The organism is Mucilaginibacter puniceus, assembly GCF_054783175.1.
This window is the reverse complement of record NZ_BAAGRB010000002.1, coordinates 1,000,425-1,017,099: the sequence shown is the minus strand read 5'-3', so window position 1 is coordinate 1,017,099 and position 16,675 is coordinate 1,000,425. Positions and strand designations below refer to the sequence as shown.

The following is a 16,675-nucleotide window of genomic DNA, read 5'->3' as shown; positions in this document are numbered from 1 at the left end:
TACATGGATGTCATGCTGAGCCCGTCGAAGCATGAGTGTTTAGGCCCGCCCGCACACCCTTCGATAAACTCAGGGTGACAGCGCTCTTTTTGTAAATAAATCCGACATTCGAAATAAAACAATATTTTCGTTGCATGAAAGGCCTCTGGAAACTCGTCCTGCGTTTTATTAAGCTGTTTGTTATCTTCTTTGTGGGCGTTACCGTTTTTTGGGTATTGCTTTATAAATTTGTTAATCCACCCGTCACCTGGTTAATGATAACCCGAGGCTTTGAACGCAAAGCTGATGGTAAGGACTGGAAGATAGATAAGGAATGGCGCGACTTTGACGAAATTGCCGATGCCATGAAACGCGCCGCCGTAGCCGCAGAGGACCAGAAGTTTTTAATCCACCACGGGTTTGATTTTGAAGCCATGGGAAAAGCCATTGATAAAAATCAAAAAGGCAAAAAGTTGGTTGGTGGCAGTACCATATCGCAGCAAACGGCTAAAAATGTTTTTTTATGGCCGGGCCGATCCTATATCCGTAAGGCTTTTGAAGCTTATTTTACTGCATTGATAGAAGTGTTTTGGAGTAAAAAGCGCATTATGGAGGTGTATCTAAATGTAATTGAAATGGGCGATGGTGTGTACGGCATTCAAGCAGCCTCCCAATATTATTATGGTAAAGATGCATCGCAATTAACCCGCCGCGAAGCTGCAGCTATAGCTTCTATATTTCCTTTACCCCTAAAATGGTCGCCAACTAAGCCAACTAAGTATTTGAGGCGTCGTCAAAGTTTAATATTAAGAGACATTAGGATATTAGGTCCGTTGGAGTTTTGATTACTCCATCATCCCCTCAAACTTTTCCCAAAAGCCATCCTGGGGTAACGGTGCGGTAATGAGTATAGGTTCTTTTTTTATGGGATGGATAAACTGCAACCTGCGGGCATGCAGGCAAATGCTTTTGCGCAAACTGCCGCGCGGATAACCGTATTTATTATCACCCACAATGGGGCAATCTAAACTGGCTAACTGTACCCTTATCTGATGCGGGCGACCGGTTATAGGGTCAACTTCAATTAAATAGTAACCGTTTAGCTCGCCTACCAATTTATAATTTAATTCAGATCGCTGGCTGCCTTGTACCTCTTTATCATGGGCTTTGGTTACGTTTTTCTGCGGGTTTTTAACCAGCCAATGTATTAAATTACCCGCTTCGGGATTGGGTCTTTTCCGCACTACGGCATAATAGGTTTTATGCATTTCGCGGCTTTTAAACATCAGGTTAATCCGCTCCAAAGCTTTGCTGGTTTTGGCAAATAAAATTACCCCACTAACCGGCCTATCCAACCGATGCACTACACCTAAAAAAGCACCGTTAGGTTTGTTGTATTTTTTGGCGATGTATTTTTTTACCTTTTCGTCAAGCGGTTCATCGCCGGTTTCATCAACTTGTACAATATCTCCCGCACGTTTATTTACCGCTATCAGGTGGTTATCCTCATAAAGCACATCCTTATCGGTGATATCGTAGGGGGTGTATTTAAATTCTGGTTTTGCCATTGGTGGGTTGATAGTCCATAGTCGATGGTCCATAGTAATTTTTGCTATGGTCTATCGACCATTAGCCATGGACTAATTAATATTGCTCTTTCTCGTCAGGGAAGCTTTTTGATTTTACATCGGCAACGTAGTTTTTAATGCCGTTGTTCATTACCTCGTATAAGTTGGCATACTGGCGCAAAAAGCGGGGTTTAAAACCTTCGTTTATGCCCAGCATATCATGTATAACCAAAACCTGGCCATCGCAGTTTTGACCCGCGCCGATACCTATTGTTGGTATGTGCAGACTTTCGGTGACTTCTTTAGCCAGTTGCGCCGGTATTTTCTCCAGCACAATACCAAAGCAACCCAGTTCTTCCAGTTTTAAAGCATCTGATCTTAATTTTTCTGCTTCGGCTTCCTCTTTTGCCCTTACGGTATAAGTGCCAAATTTATAAATAGATTGTGGCGTTAAGCCTAAATGCCCCATCACCGGGATACCTGCTGTTAAAATACGACTTACCGATTCGGCAATTTCAACGCCGCCTTCCATTTTTATGGCGTGCGCGCCTGATTCTTTCATGATGCGGATAGCCGAGTTTAAAGCCTCCTTTGAATTTCCCTGGTATGATCCGAAAGGCAGATCAACCACTACCAACGCACGTTTAGCCGCACGCACCACCGATGATGCGTGGTAGATCATCTGATCTAACGTTATGGGCAATGTAGTTTCATGCCCGGCCATTACGTTTGAGGCAGAGTCGCCTACTAATATAACATCAGTGCCCGCATTGTCAACAATGGCAGCCATTGAGTAATCGTACGCCGTAAGCATGGCAATTTTTTCGCCGCGGGTTTTCATCTCCTGCAACTTATGCGTGGTTACTCTTTTTATTTCTTTATTTACTGACATGATCGGTAATTTTCTACGGGTCAAAGTTAAGTTTTTTTATTTCGGATTTCGGAAGTGGGATTTCGAATTTAATAGTTAGCGGCAAGCTGACTCACCCCCGACATCGCTAAGCCGCTTGTCGACCCTCTCTTCGCCTTTGGCGGAAAGAGGGTTTTTAGTCTTTCCCTCTTTCCCGCTTGCGGAAGAGAGGGTGGTCGAGCGAAGCAAAGACCGGGTGAGTTGATAGCGAAGAGAAAAAATCCGAAATTGTACATTCGAAATTCGAAATAAATCTCTACTTTTGCATCGTGAATTCAGAGGTATTTAAACTTCATTTCTCATCATTCTTGTTCGGTATTTCAAACCGTTTTTTAAACTATTCAAATTTTTTAAATAATGACCTATTTCACCCAATTACCGGCTGTATTATTACTTGCTGACGGAACTGTTTTTCATGGTAAAGCTGCCGGAAAGATAGGAACCACCGCCGGCGAAATATGTTTTAATACCGGCATGACCGGCTACCAGGAAATTTTTACCGACCCATCATACTTTGGGCAGATAATGGTAGCTACCAATGCACATATAGGTAACTACGGTATTACTAAGGATGAAGAAGAATCGGCACAGATACAAATTGCCGGGCTGGTTTGTAAAAACTATAATATTCAGTACAGCCGCAAGCAGGCTGATGAATCTATACAAGATTATTTCCAGGAACAAAACATAGTAGGTATATCTGATGTGGATACCCGCGAGTTGGTTCGTCATATACGGGATAAAGGCGCAATGAATGCTATTATATCATCAGAGATATTAGACATTGCCGAATTAAAAACGCAACTGGATAAAGTGCCATCAATGGATGGTTTAGAGTTGTCATCAAAAGTATCAACCAAAGAAACTTATACCATAGGTAACGAAAGCGCGCCTTACCGTGTAGCGGTGTTAGACTTAGGTGTAAAGAAAAATATACTGCGCAACTTTGATAGTCGTGAAATATATGCTAAAGTTTACCCAGCAAAAACCAGCTTTGCCGATATGGAGAAGGATTTTGCACCAAACGGTTACTTTATATCAAACGGCCCCGGCGACCCGGCTGCTATGCCTTACGCGGTTGATACCGTTAAGGATATTTTAGCCGCGGATAAACCGATGTTTGGCATATGCTTAGGTCACCAGTTATTGGCTTTGGCCAATGGCATCCCAACCAAAAAAATGTTTAATGGCCACCGCGGATTGAACCACCCGGTAAAAAATATAATCATTAACCATTGTGAGGTTACTTCTCAAAATCATGGTTTTGGTGTAGTGCCCGAGGCTGTACGCGCATCTGACAAGGTAGAGATCACCCACGTTAATTTGAATGATCAGTCTATTGAAGGTATCCGTGTAAAAGGCAAAAAAGCTTTCTCGGTACAGTATCACCCTGAATCATCTCCGGGCCCGCATGATAGCCGATATTTGTTTGATGATTTTGTTAATTTGATGAAATAATAAAAAAGGCGAGATTTCTCGCCTTTTTATTTGACAGCGACATTTATCGCCACATCTATTTATTTCACCGACAATTTACCGCTGTTTACCTAAAAGCTGTGGACGGGTGTCTGCTTTAAAGCCATTTTTGATGCATAATCATCACACAATGGCAACGCTTTTATCTATTCCTATATTAACTATACTGGCTAAGTTGGTTACCCAGGCTTTGGTAGCCATACAATTGATTGGTCACCTGGTAAGTTAAGTTGGTAAAAAAACTATCATTTCGTAAAAAATGATAGTGATAAATCCATATCTATCAACCATTTTTGTACTATGGCAAGGCAACCTATTATCACCGTAAAAAACCTGGTAAAAAACTATGGAAATTTTAACGCGGTAAAAGACATTAGTTTTGAAGTTTATGAGGGCGAGATATTCGGCCTGCTGGGACCAAACGGAGCCGGTAAAACCACCACATTGGAAATTATTGAAACGCTGCGCGAAAAAACATCCGGCCACGTAACGGTTGATGGCTTTGATATTGAAACCGATGCGGATAATATTAAACAGCGTATTGGTGTGCAATTACAGGCAGCAGGTTATTACCCCAACCTCAATTTATCTGAACTTATAGAACTATTCTGTGGCCTTTACGGTATCGATAAAAGTCCGATGGAAATGCTGGAAAAAGTAGCACTTACCGATAAAGCTAAAGCCAAGTATAAAGAACTATCCGGCGGGCAAAAGCAACGCTTTTCTATTGCCACCACTTTAATAAATAACCCGCGCATTGTTTTTTTGGATGAACCCACAACCGGGCTTGATCCACAGGCGCGCCGTAACCTTTGGGACCTGATACGCGAGATACGTGATAACGGCACAACAGTAGTTATTACTACCCACTACATGGACGAGGCTGAAGAGCTTTGCGATAGGGTAGCCTTTGTTGACGGGGGCCGCATTATGGGTATTGATACGCCCGACCATTTTATTGATGAACTGGTAGCATCGGGCTTTGAGCGTAAAAAGGAAGTGAAACGCGCCAACCTGGAAGATGTATTTATAAGCATGACCGGCAAAGAATGGCGCGAGGGGTAGCCCCCCAACCCCCTGAAGGGGGAGTTTTGAAATGCGCTATAATGATTTAATGACCCAATGACAAATGACCAATAAACAAAATGACCAAAAAATACAATAACCTCCGTGCAACCCTGGCCATAGCCAAAGCAAGTTTACGCTCTATATTACGCAGCCCATCGGCGGTGGTATTTAGCTTATTGTTTCCGCTGATATTTATATTGGTGTTTGGGTTTATTGGCGGTGGCGGTATTTCTGTTGATGTGGGCATGGCCAAAGGCAATGATACCACCAGCCCGGTTTACCAGGCACTTAAAAACGTTAATGTGGTGCATCTGATAGAAAGCCAAAGCGACGAGGAAATGGCGAAGGAGTTAGAGAAAGGCAGTATCGACGTTATTATTGATGTGCGGAAGAATCAATCTGCCCCACCATATACGGTTAATGTAAAATACACTAAGGCATCGCAGGAGAAGGGAAATATCTTTAAAACCATCTTGAGCAATATCCTCAGTAAAATGAATGAGCGACCTGATGCCGCACCACCTATTTTGGCAGAGGTAAAAGAAACTACCGTACAAGGCCGCCTATATAAAACCATTGATTTTATTTTACCGGGACAGTTAGGCTTCTCGTTATTAAGTACAGGTGTATTTGGTACCGCGTTTGTGTTTTTAAGCTTGCGTATTACGTTGGTAATTAAACGTTTTTTTGCTACTCCTGTTAAGCGTTACAGCATTGTTTTAGGCGAGGCATTGGCACGCATAACCTTTGCATTGATAGGTGCTATATTTATTATCACTATAGGGCACTTTGCCTTTGGCTTTACGTTGATACATGGGTTTATTACGGTTGTAAATATGCTCATACTCTCTACCATCGGTATAATAGTATTTATGGGTTTTGGGTTTGTAGTATCGGGCATAGCCAAAAACGAAAGCACGGTGCCACCAATAGCTAATATTATTACGTTACCGCAATTTTTATTATCGGGTACATTCTTTTCTATAAATGCTTTCCCTACCTGGCTACAGCCCATTAGCCGTGCTTTGCCATTAACCTATTTAAATGATGCATTGCGTAAAGTGGCGTTTGAAGGCGCGGGCTTATTTGACGTGGGCCACCAGTTATTAATACTGGGTATATGGGGTATAGTTATATATACTGTAGCGGTTAAAACGTTTAAATGGGAATAGTGTTAACATTAAGATAACATTAATACACTAAAACTTAACATTGAGGTAATATTAAGAAAATACTTTTGCACTTATAATTTACATTAATTTAATAATGATGAAATATAAGGCAGGTAAAGCATTGCTATTTTTCTTTTTGTTTTCGGCAGCTTTTATGGCAAAAGCCCAAAACAACAAAACCGGTGTATTCAGTATAAACACTATAACCTTACCCGGCGACAGTACCCACCGCTGGGGCGGATATATTGAATTGCAGGCCCGCTCGAACGAGTTTTTTAATCAATTTTATTATTACGAAACTAAGGGTGGTATTAGCTATGATATAGCTAAAAATTATACCGCCTTATTAGGTACGGGCCGCTATTATACGGATGATGAAGCTGCATTTAACCAGGCCCAGATCACCGAATTTAGGATATGGGAACAAATGTCAGTAAATCAATACCTGGACAGGGTAAAGATAGAGCATCGCTACCGTGCTGAGCAACGCTGGCAAAATGGTATATTCCGAAACCGCTTTAGGTACAGGTTAAACCTGGCTGTTCCATTAAATCATCCTAAAATAGAAGCTAAAACTTTTTTTATAGCTGTATTTGACGAGGTTTTTCTGAATAATAAGCCACCACATTTTGAGCGCAATCGTTTCTCGGCAGGATTAGGTTACCAGTTTGACAAAGCGGTAAGTTTACAGGTAGGATGGATCAATCAGTATAATTATAATCTATCCTCGGCTGGGGCAAAAAACAACTTAGCGCTCATATTTAATTACCGTATCAACCGTAAAAACACCAAGCCTAAAGAGCGTATACCGGGCGTACACGACTAACAATTTGTTAATACGCAATCTTTTAGTTAGCAAACGTCCGTATTAAATAAATGTTAATCTTAAAGTTAATTGCACTAAATTTAATGGAAGTTGTATATTTGTTTTATTGCTGGTGTAAAATTTACACTAAGCAGAGTTTAAATTTTACAAACCACTATTATGAGTATAATAATTGATGTACATGCCCGCCAGATATTGGATTCGCGCGGAAACCCTACAATTGAAGTAGATGTATTAACCGAAAATGGCTATTTGGGCCGTGCCGCTGTTCCGTCAGGAGCATCAACCGGTGCGCATGAGGCTGTTGAGTTGCGTGATAATGACAAGTCAGTTTACATGGGTAAAGGTGTTTTAAAAGCCGTTGCCAACGTAAATGATATTATAGCTAAAGAATTACAGGGTGTTGACGTGTTTGCACAAAACACTATTGATAAAATAATGATCGATCTGGATGGCACACCCAACAAAGCTAAGTTAGGTGCTAATGCTATTTTAGGTGTATCACTAGCAGCTGCTAAAGCTGCAGCACAGGAGAGTGGCCAGCCTTTATACCGTTACATTGGCGGTGTTAACGCCAACACTTTACCTATACCGATGATGAATATTGTTAACGGTGGTTCACACTCCGACGCGCCTATAGCGTTCCAGGAGTTTATGATCATGCCGGTTGGCGCTTCTACCTTCTCTGAAGCATTACGTTGGGGAACAGAAGTATTCCATAACCTGAAAAAGATATTACATGACCGTGGTCTTTCAACGGCGGTAGGCGACGAAGGTGGTTTCGCACCAACTTTTGAAGGTACCGAAGATGGCGTTGAAACCATACTAAAAGCTATTGCGCAGGCAGGTTACAAAGCTGGCGAACAAATTTGCCTGGCTTTTGACTGTGCAGCATCTGAGTTTTACAAGGACGGCAAATACGACTATACTAAGTTTGAAGGCAGCAAAGGTGCTATCCGTACCAGTGCAGAACAAGCAGAATATTTAGCGCAATTATCTGAAAAATACCCTATCATCTCTATTGAAGATGGTATGGCCGAGGATGATTGGGATGGCTGGAAATTATTAACCGACCGTATAGGCAGTAAAGTGCAGTTAGTAGGTGATGACTTATTTGTAACTAACGTAACCCGTTTACAACGCGGTGTTACTGAAGATATAGCAAACTCTATATTGGTAAAAGTTAACCAGATAGGTTCATTAACCGAAACTATTAACGCGGTTAGCCTGGCACAAACCAATGGCTTTACCTCAGTAATGAGCCACCGTAGCGGCGAGACTGAAGATGCTACCATTGCTGATCTGGCTGTAGCATTAAATTGCGGTCAAATTAAAACCGGTTCGGCTTCACGATCTGACAGGATAGCTAAATACAACCAGTTATTACGTATAGAAGAAGAATTAGGCGTTAACGCTAAATTTATAGGTAAGGATTTTAAATATTATCCTAAAGGATAAGGTTAAAGCTGAAAGGCGAAAGCAGAAAAGCTATTTATATGGAAGCCCCGATTTATCGGGGCTTTTTTGTTATGTAATTTTATTTGTAACTATTTTTCAGTTACAAATAAAGTAGTATATTTACACTAACAAATAAAAGGTAATTATTTGCCAGTTTACACAGAACGATTAGGAAGTTAAATTTGAAAATATGATGGAAACATTTTTAGACAAAATCAATGTCACGACAAGAAAAATTAATCAGTCGATTGTTGACAATACCCAAGGACTTTACGTGGGACGAATTATGTAAAGCTGTAGCATTTTTTGGCTACGAAGAACTAACAGGTGGAAAAACCGGTGGATCAAGAAGAAAGTTTGTAGATTCTAACAAAAATATAATCACACTTCACAAACCCCATCCGGCCAACATTGTTAAAAGCTATGCTATACGCGAGGTAATCTCACATTTAAAAGAAAAAGGATATATAAAAGATGAATGACATCTTACAATATAAAAACTACTACGCTTCGGTACACTTTAGTGCAACCGATGAAGTCTTTTTTGGAAAAATATTAGGTATTAATGATTTGATAAGCTTTGAAGGGGCTTCGGTTAAAGAATTAAAAATAGCCTTTGAAGAGGCCGTTGAAGATTATTTAGAAACCTGCTTAGAAATAGGTAAAGAACCGGAAAGAACATATAAAGGAACATTCAATGTTCGAGTTCCTTCATCCTTGCACAAAGAAGCGGCGTTATTTGCTGCGGCTCATAATATTACACTAAATGAGTTTGTAAAAAAAGCACTCTCTTTTACACTTCATCGAAAAGATGAAGTTGACCGCACTTTGGATGATGTGCAACATCCTATATTAGGATGAGTTTAATTTTTAAGAGTTAACGATAAATAGTTTAAGACTTAGAAAGCCCCGAATTATCGTGGCTTTTTTTGTTTTTGTCTAAATCTTGATTTGTCGGATTTAAGGTGATAGGATTAATGGCATGATGGGTGAAATCATGTAATCTTAAAATCCTAAAAATCATGGTTCAGACAATTACGATAATAAAAACCGTATCTTTGCCAAATAATACCCGTTAGCTTACGGTTTTGATTTATCCAGACACGACTCTTCAGATCCGCTTATGCAATCGCGTTAGCACATAAAATATTAAGAACAATACATGTTATTTCAAGATTTAAATTTAATTGAGCCAATTCTCCGGGCTTTAAAAACGGAGGGTTACACTACACCTACGCCTATACAGGAGCAAGCCATACCTATTTTATTACAACGCCGCGACCTTTTAGGTTGCGCGCAAACAGGTACAGGTAAAACAGCTGCTTTTACCATACCTATTTTACAGTTATTATACCAGGATAGGTTACAGCATAAAGAACAAAAAACCATCAAAGCGTTAATACTTACCCCAACACGCGAACTGGCTATACAGATAAACGAAAGCATTGCCGCTTATGGTAAACATACCGGCATAAAACATTTGGTCATATTTGGTGGGGTATCGCAACACGGCCAAACCGAGGCATTACGCCGTGGGGTGGATATTTTAGTAGCTACACCGGGCCGTTTATTAGACCTTATACAGCAACGCTACATTAGCCTGGACCATATCAAATTCCTGGTGCTGGATGAAGCCGACCGTATGCTGGACATGGGCTTTGTGCATGATGTTAAAAAGATCATTGCTAAAGTGCCTCAAAAAAGACAAACGCTTTTCTTTTCGGCTACTATGCCTAAAGAGATACAGCAACTGGCAGACAGTATATTAAACAATCCTGAGAGGATTGAAGTTACCCCGGTATCATCAACTGCAGATACCATACAGCAGGAATTATATTATGTTGAGAAAAACGATAAACGCTCGTTATTAGCTCACATATTAAAAGACAAAGAAATCAAGACCGCCTTAGTATTTACCCGTACTAAGCACGGCGCGGATAAAGTGGTTAAGGACCTGGTAAAAATTGGTATCACTGCCGAGGCTATACACGGTAATAAATCGCAAAACGCGCGTCAAAGGGCTTTGAAGAATTTTAAGGACCGTACCACACGTGTGTTAATAGCAACAGATATTGCCGCGCGCGGTATTGATATTGATGAATTAACCCACGTAATAAATTACGAGATACCTAATATTCCTGAAACCTATGTACACCGTATCGGTCGTACAGGCAGGGCAGGAGCAAGCGGTATAGCCTTAACTTTTTGCGACCAGGAAGAGATTGAATTTTTAAAAGATATCCATAAGCTGATAGCTAAAGAAATTCCTGTTAATGAAGCTCACCCATACCCTATGAGCCCGCAGAGTATTGTTGCCAAACATGCCGAAGGTGCTTCTAAAAAAGGTAAAGGCGGCGGTGGTGGCGGCCGCACAGGCGCACCTAAACGTGGTCGCGGCTTTGGCAGCGGCGATCGTAAAAAGCCGGGCAACCGACCAAGGCCGGCCGGGGAAAATTTAAGCGGTGGCAGGCCGAGACGATAATATTAACCTTTGTCATTTCGACAAGGAACGAGGAGGACTATCTCTTGAGCGTAGCGAAAAAATCTATACACGGGCAAATAGTAAGTGTATAGATTTCTCGCTATGCTCGAAATGACAATCAAATATTTGTTAATAAGTTAATAACCCTATTTGCACCCAATGTATCTTTGTAATAAATTAGCTTAAAAATTCAACGATGGCAATCAGGCGCTTTATAGATCTTTGTAAAAACAAGTTTTTTATAGTTACAGTAGCCTTTATAGTATGGATGCTGTTTTTTGATAAGAATGACCTGGTATCACAATATGAATATCGCCAGCAGGTAAACACGCTTAAAGAGGAGCGCGACTTTTACACCAAGGAAACCGAAAAAGTAAGCAAGGACCTGGACGAGCTAACCTCCAACCCCCAAAAGCTGGAAAAATTTGCCCGCGAAAAATACCTCATGAAAAAAGATAATGAGGATGTTTTTGTGATCGTTAAAGAGAAAGGAGAGGAATAATATCCAAAACACCCGCGCGTCATTGCGAGCGATAGCGTGGCAATCTCTACAGAGTACAATCAAACGGCAGTTTAGCGAAACGTAAAAGCAATTATCTTTTTGATTTGCAAGTGCAGTCCCCAATTAATTGGGGATCGTTCCTCGCAATGACGCGTTGTTTTAGTATTCTTATTTCCCACCAATTTTCTACATTTGATGCATGAGTATTCTTGTTGAATCCTTAACCAAAGTTTATGGCGAGCAAAAGGCAGTTAATGATATTTCATTTAGTGCCGGGCCGGGTGTGCTGGGTTTTTTAGGGCCAAATGGTGCCGGTAAATCTACCACCATGAAAATACTAACCGGTTTTATCCCGCAAACCAGTGGTAAAGCCACCGTTTGCGGATTTGACGTAACTAACCAATCGTTAGAGGTGCGCAGGCATATTGGTTACCTGCCCGAAAGTAACCCGCTTTATACGGATATGTATGTAAAGGAATCATTAGGATTCGTGGCAGGAATTCATAAAATGCATTCGCCAAATAAACGCATAGCCGATATTATTGAACAAACCGGGCTCGGTCCAGAGCAACATAAAAAAATAGGGCAGCTAAGTAAAGGTTATCGCCAGCGAGTTGGCCTTGCTCAAGCCATTTTGCATGACCCGGAAGTGCTGATATTAGACGAACCTACTTCGGGCCTTGACCCAAACCAACTCATAGGCATTCGCCAATTAATTACCGATCTGGGTAAAACAAAAACTATTATCCTGTCAACCCATATTATGCAGGAGGTTGAGGCCGTTTGTAACCAGGTAATTATCATCAATAAAGGCCAAATTGTGGCAAATAATACCTTGCAAAATCTAAAAAAGGAGAATAATAATAACGCGTTAGAAACGGTATTTATTAAATTAACTAGCAAATAGTATGATTTAAATAATATTTATACCTTTGTTTTAACAAATTCACAATTTATTTATTAACCTTTAATTTTTTACATTTATGAAAAAAGTTTTATTAGCCGCAATTTTAGTTGTAGGTGCCGCAGTTAGCAGTTTTGCTCAAGGTGGTAGCAAATTCAGCATTGGTTTAGAAGCCGGCCTTCCTGTAGGTAACACTTCTAATTTTTACAATGTTGCTATCGGTGGTTCATTAAAGTATGAAGCTCCAATTGCAACAGGTACTAACTTTACTTTAACAGCTGGTTATACCTCATTCCAGGGTAAAACTCTTGCTGCTCCTTTTGGTAAAGTTGCTGCCGCTGGTTTTATTCCGGTAAAAGCTGGTATCAAACAATTTTTTGGTGATGCTTTTTATGGTGAAGCTCAATTAGGTGCTGCTTTCTCAACTAAAAGTGGTGGTGGTACTGCATTTGCTTACTCACCTGGCATTGGCTACAAATTTAGCGATGTTATTGACTTAGGTGTTCGTTACGAAGCTTGGTCTAAAAACGGTACAACTGGCCAAATTGGCGCTCGTTTAGGTTTTAGCTTCTAATTAAAACTTAGCGTACTATTACGCATATTGAAAAGGCCCTCGATTCTATTCGGGGGCTTTTTTGCTTTAACAAATAATGTTGTAATTTCGGCGTTTAACACTTTGCCGTGTACAGCATCCTCAAAAAAGAAATTAATTCCTATCTCAGTTCATTGGTAGCTTACGTTACCATTGGTGTTTTTTTATTGGTGCTTGGTTTATTGCTTTGGGTTTTTCCTGACTCCAGCATACTGGAGTATGGCTATGATACTTTAGAGAACTTTTTTGGTACTGCCCCGTACTTGTTTATGTTACTTATACCGGCCATTACCATGCGCTCATTAGCCGAAGAACGTAAGGAGGGTACATTTGAACTTTTATTAACCCGCCCGCTCACCGATTGTCAAATTATTATAGGTAAGTATTTAGCCGCGGTTATCATTGTACTTTTTGCATTAATACCCACGCTTATTTATTATTACTCCGTTTATACTTTAAGTGCGCCACAAGGTAACATTGATACCGGCGGAGTAGTAGGCTCGTATATCGGTTTATTTTTATTAGGATCGGCATTTACGGCTATTGGGTTATTTGCCTCAGCGATAAGCAACAACCAGATAGTTGCCTTCATCATAGCAGTATTCCTTTGCTTTTTCTTTTACAGTGGATTTGATTCTATAAGCAATATATTATCCTTGCAGTACCTCAACCTGCAATACCTGGGCATTAATGAGCATTATCAATCTATCAGTCGTGGAGTTTTAGATACCCGCGATTTGGCTTACTTCATCATATTAACCGGGTTGTTTATTAATCTAACCTTGTTTGTATTATTACAACAGCGTCAAAAAAGCCTAAAAAACTTAACCTTATTTAAAATAATAGGTGCATTAATATTAATTGCTGTTATATCAGCCCTCACCTTTACCCGCTTTGACTTTACTGCCGAGAAGCGATATACTATTTCGCCAATAAGCCGTAACGTGATGGATAGTTTACCTCAACAGGTAAAAATTACCGTTTATTTGCAGGGCGATTTAACGGGTGGGATGAAACGTTTGCAACGTGCTACCGGGGATATGTTAAGCGACCTGCGTTCATATAGTCATGGTAAAATTGAAGTGGACTTTATTGACCCATTAGAAGGATTGGCGGCAAGCGAGCAAGACCAGGTCATTCAAGACCTTCAATCAAAAGGGTTGGAGCCTACCAACCTGAGTGTGCAAACAGAAAATGGCTTATCGCAAAAAGTTATTTTCCCTTGGGCCGCCGTATCATCAAATGGGCATGTGGTATTAGTTAAACTGCTAAATGCGCAAACTCAAATGACTTTAACTGCCGATGAACAATTGAACAACTCTATTCAAAATTTGGAATATGCGTTCACCTCTGCCATCAAAAAGGCAACCGGTAATGGTGTAGCCGCTATAGGCTTTACAACCGGTCATAATGAATTGAACGATGTGCAATTAAGTGGTGCCATTAGAAGTTTATCAGATGGTTTTATTGTAGGCAGGGTTGACTTGAAAAGTATTCCGTTTGATAGTTTGGCCAAAATCAAATTATTGGTGATAGCCAAGCCGGATAAACCATTTGCAGAGGACGAAAAATTTAAGTTGGACCAATATATAATGCGTGGTGGCAGGCTAATATGGGCCATTGACCAGGTAAGTGCCGAACTGGATAGCCTGCGCGGGCATGGTGGCGAGCAATTGGCTTTTAACAAGCAATTAAATTTAGACGATCAATTATTTGGGTATGGCGTAAGGATCAATTACGACCTGATAGCCGATATTAACTGCGCGCAAATACCCATGAATACGGGTAATATTGGCGGCCAGCCACAAATACAGTTGGTGCCCTGGTTATTTTACCCGGTACTGATAACACTGCCCACCCAAAAGCAGCCTATAGTAAAAAACCTGGATGGTGTTTACAGCCAGTTTGCCAGTACAATTGATGTGCTGGGTGCCAAAAAAATAACAGCTACTACACTGCTTACATCATCGCCTTACAATAAAACTGTAGCTGCGCCTTACATGGTTTCTTTGCAATCAGTTGAACAGGCACCTGATCCTAAAGAGTTTCAAAGCCAACCTAAAACTATTGGGGTATTGTTAGAGGGCAGGTTTAAATCGGACTTTAAAAACAGGCCTATACCTGCAAGTATTACCGATAAAATTGAACAGGTTGAAGAGAGTGTGCCAACAAAAATGATCGTAATCAGCGATGGTGATATATTTAAAAACCAGGTAGGTGCCGATGGTTCACCATATCCGCTCGGATATGACCGTTACACGCAGGAAACCTATGGTAATAAAAATTTATTACTCAATATGGCTGATTATTTAACCGATGATTCGGGCTTAATTGAACTGCGCACTAAGGAAATTAAGCTAAGGTTACTAGATAAGGCAAGGGTGCGCAACGAAAAATTATTTTGGCAGGTAATTAATACCGTTTTTCCTTTGTTTTTGGTGTTAATATTTGCTATTTTTCAACATTATGCGCGCAAGCGAAAGTATGCTCGTTAAAATTTATACATTTGGTAGCTAAATATTAAATTACACATGAGATTTATTGTTTCCACATCAACATTACTTAAGCAATTACAGTCTGTAAGCGGTGCATTAAGCAGCAGTACCGTACTGCCAATACTGGAAAACTTTTTGTTCGAAATTAAGGATGGAAACTTAACCATATCGGCTACCGATCTGCAAACCAGCATGACCACTTCTTTAAATGTAGAAGCAAAGGAAAATGGCCGTATAGCTATACCATCACGCATTTTATTAGATACGTTAAAATCATTGCCAGAGCAGCCGGTGGCTTTTTCTGTTGATGACCAAACTTTTGCTATTGAAATAAACGCAGGCGACGGAAAATATAAACTAAGCGGCGAAAATGGAGAAGACTTTCCTAAAATTCCGGTAGTTGAAAACGCATCGTCAGTAAACTTACCTGCATCGGTTTTAGCCGAGGCTATTAACAAAACTATATTCGCGGTAAGTAATGATGAATTGCGTCCGGCCATGACAGGTGTTTACTGCCAGTTATCAAGCCAGTACCTAACATTTGTAGCTACTGATGCACACAAGTTGGTACGTTACCGCCGCCTGGATGCCAAAGCAGAAAGCACAACCTCATTCATATTGCCTAAAAAAGCATTAACATTACTTAAAGCCGCTTTGCCTGCTGATGATGTAAATGTATCTGTAGAATATAACAGTACCAGCGCATTTTTTAAGTTTAATAATATTAACCTGGTTTGCCGTTTAATTGACGAACGTTACCCTGATTACGAGGCGGTAATACCTCAAAATAATCCTAATAAATTAAGTATAGATAGATTGACATTTTTAGGCTCATTAAGCCGTGTTGCTATATATGCTAACAAAACAACACACCAGGTAAGGTTAAAAATAAGCGGCAGCGAGTTGCACATATCATCAGAAGATATTGATTTTGCTAACGAGGCCCATGAGCGTTTAACCTGCCAATATGAGGGCGAGGATATTGAAATTGGCTTCAATGCAAGATTTTTAATAGAAATGTTGAAGAATTTGAATTGCGAAGAAGTATCTTTGGAAATGTCGACCCCTAACCGCGCAGGTTTATTACTGCCGCAGGGAGGCGACGAAAATGAAGATGTGCTGATGCTGGTTATGCCGGTGATGCTAAATAGTTACGCTTAAGTTTTATACTTAAATTATAGATCCAAACATTAGTCCGGCTTAAACAACCGGACTTTTTTGTTATAAAAATTGATGTAACAAT

General features: G+C 40.4%; 16 protein-coding genes. 14 read left to right on the top strand and 2 right to left on the bottom strand.

From position 1 onward, the window contains the following. The first annotated feature begins 134 nt into the window (after positions 1–134). Positions 135–824 carry a monofunctional biosynthetic peptidoglycan transglycosylase gene (gene mtgA / locus ACYVJ6_RS11580; RefSeq protein ID WP_460694223.1) on the top strand — a complete coding sequence of 230 codons (690 nt, stop codon included), beginning with the start codon at positions 135–137 and terminating at the stop codon, positions 822–824. Here mtgA and ACYVJ6_RS11575 read toward each other — a convergent pair whose 3' ends face one another. Further along, complete coding sequence (locus ACYVJ6_RS11575) at positions 825–1,547, bottom strand: RluA family pseudouridine synthase (protein WP_460694222.1); 723 nt, start codon at positions 1,545–1,547, stop codon at positions 825–827. A gap of 76 nt (positions 1,548–1,623) precedes the next feature. Beyond that, complete coding sequence (gene panB, locus ACYVJ6_RS11570) at positions 1,624–2,439, bottom strand: 3-methyl-2-oxobutanoate hydroxymethyltransferase (protein ID WP_460694221.1); 816 nt, start codon at positions 2,437–2,439, stop codon at positions 1,624–1,626. 375 nt (positions 2,440–2,814) lie between these two features. Between panB and carA the strand changes: the two genes are divergently transcribed. From carA to dnaN, 13 genes are all read left to right on the top strand, one after another. After that, positions 2,815–3,915 (top strand): glutamine-hydrolyzing carbamoyl-phosphate synthase small subunit, encoded by a 1,101-nt coding sequence (gene carA / locus ACYVJ6_RS11565; protein WP_460694220.1) that lies wholly within the window; start codon positions 2,815–2,817, stop codon positions 3,913–3,915. Between the two features lie 318 nt (positions 3,916–4,233). Next, positions 4,234–4,998, top strand: coding sequence for an ABC transporter ATP-binding protein (locus ACYVJ6_RS11560; RefSeq protein WP_460694219.1), 765 nt, complete (start codon positions 4,234–4,236; stop codon positions 4,996–4,998). An 80-nt stretch (positions 4,999–5,078) separates the two neighbouring features. Beyond that, complete coding sequence (locus tag ACYVJ6_RS11555) at positions 5,079–6,173, top strand: ABC transporter permease (protein ID WP_460694218.1); 1,095 nt, start codon at positions 5,079–5,081, stop codon at positions 6,171–6,173. A 94-nt stretch (positions 6,174–6,267) separates the two neighbouring features. Then, positions 6,268–6,999 (top strand): DUF2490 domain-containing protein, encoded by a 732-nt coding sequence (locus tag ACYVJ6_RS11550; protein WP_460694217.1) that lies wholly within the window; start codon positions 6,268–6,270, stop codon positions 6,997–6,999. Between the two features lie 159 nt (positions 7,000–7,158). Beyond that, positions 7,159–8,457, top strand: a complete 1,299-nt coding sequence (eno, locus tag ACYVJ6_RS11545) for a phosphopyruvate hydratase (RefSeq protein WP_460694216.1) — start codon at positions 7,159–7,161, stop codon at positions 8,455–8,457. A 218-nt stretch (positions 8,458–8,675) separates the two neighbouring features. Further along, entirely contained in the window at positions 8,676–8,939 is a 264-nt protein-coding gene (locus ACYVJ6_RS11540) for a type II toxin-antitoxin system HicA family toxin (RefSeq protein WP_460694215.1), read from the top strand. Beyond that, positions 8,932–9,318 carry a type II toxin-antitoxin system HicB family antitoxin gene (locus ACYVJ6_RS11535; protein ID WP_460694214.1) on the top strand — a complete coding sequence of 129 codons (387 nt, stop codon included), beginning with the start codon at positions 8,932–8,934 and terminating at the stop codon, positions 9,316–9,318. Before ACYVJ6_RS11540 ends, ACYVJ6_RS11535 begins: the two co-directional genes overlap by 8 nt. Before the next feature lie 301 nt (positions 9,319–9,619). Next, positions 9,620–10,939 (top strand): DEAD/DEAH box helicase, encoded by a 1,320-nt coding sequence (locus ACYVJ6_RS11530; protein WP_460694213.1) that lies wholly within the window; start codon positions 9,620–9,622, stop codon positions 10,937–10,939. Positions 10,940–11,141: 202 nt separating this feature from the next. After that, entirely contained in the window at positions 11,142–11,441 is a 300-nt protein-coding gene (locus tag ACYVJ6_RS11525) for an FtsB family cell division protein (RefSeq protein WP_460694627.1), read from the top strand. 199 nt (positions 11,442–11,640) lie between these two features. Then, entirely contained in the window at positions 11,641–12,348 is a 708-nt protein-coding gene (locus ACYVJ6_RS11520) for an ATP-binding cassette domain-containing protein (RefSeq protein WP_460694212.1), read from the top strand. Positions 12,349–12,424: 76 nt separating this feature from the next. Then, positions 12,425–12,919, top strand: a complete 495-nt coding sequence (locus ACYVJ6_RS11515; protein WP_460694211.1) for a hypothetical protein — start codon at positions 12,425–12,427, stop codon at positions 12,917–12,919. Between the two features lie 107 nt (positions 12,920–13,026). Further along, entirely contained in the window at positions 13,027–15,432 is a 2,406-nt protein-coding gene (gene gldG, locus ACYVJ6_RS11510) for a gliding motility-associated ABC transporter substrate-binding protein GldG (protein WP_460694210.1), read from the top strand. Between the two features lie 36 nt (positions 15,433–15,468). Next, positions 15,469–16,593, top strand: coding sequence for a DNA polymerase III subunit beta (gene dnaN / locus ACYVJ6_RS11505; protein ID WP_460694209.1), 1,125 nt, complete (start codon positions 15,469–15,471; stop codon positions 16,591–16,593). The last annotated feature ends 82 nt before the right edge of the window (positions 16,594–16,675 follow it).

Coding starts and splice junctions, on each gene's coding strand:
- eno (WP_460694216.1), top strand. CDS start 7,159: ATGAGTATAATAATTGATGTACATGCCCGCCAGATATTGGATTCGCGC.
- ACYVJ6_RS11560 (WP_460694219.1), top strand. CDS start 4,234: ATGGCAAGGCAACCTATTATCACCGTAAAAAACCTGGTAAAAAACTAT.
- mtgA (WP_460694223.1), top strand. CDS start 135: ATGAAAGGCCTCTGGAAACTCGTCCTGCGTTTTATTAAGCTGTTTGTT.
- ACYVJ6_RS11550 (WP_460694217.1), top strand. CDS start 6,268: ATGATGAAATATAAGGCAGGTAAAGCATTGCTATTTTTCTTTTTGTTT.
- ACYVJ6_RS11575 (WP_460694222.1), bottom strand. CDS start 1,547: ATGGCAAAACCAGAATTTAAATACACCCCCTACGATATCACCGATAAG.
- ACYVJ6_RS11530 (WP_460694213.1), top strand. CDS start 9,620: ATGTTATTTCAAGATTTAAATTTAATTGAGCCAATTCTCCGGGCTTTA.
- panB (WP_460694221.1), bottom strand. CDS start 2,439: ATGTCAGTAAATAAAGAAATAAAAAGAGTAACCACGCATAAGTTGCAG.
- ACYVJ6_RS11520 (WP_460694212.1), top strand. CDS start 11,641: ATGAGTATTCTTGTTGAATCCTTAACCAAAGTTTATGGCGAGCAAAAG.
- ACYVJ6_RS11540 (WP_460694215.1), top strand. CDS start 8,676: ATGTCACGACAAGAAAAATTAATCAGTCGATTGTTGACAATACCCAAG.
- dnaN (WP_460694209.1), top strand. CDS start 15,469: ATGAGATTTATTGTTTCCACATCAACATTACTTAAGCAATTACAGTCT.
- carA (WP_460694220.1), top strand. CDS start 2,815: ATGACCTATTTCACCCAATTACCGGCTGTATTATTACTTGCTGACGGA.
- ACYVJ6_RS11515 (WP_460694211.1), top strand. CDS start 12,425: ATGAAAAAAGTTTTATTAGCCGCAATTTTAGTTGTAGGTGCCGCAGTT.
- ACYVJ6_RS11535 (WP_460694214.1), top strand. CDS start 8,932: ATGAATGACATCTTACAATATAAAAACTACTACGCTTCGGTACACTTT.
- ACYVJ6_RS11555 (WP_460694218.1), top strand. CDS start 5,079: ATGACCAAAAAATACAATAACCTCCGTGCAACCCTGGCCATAGCCAAA.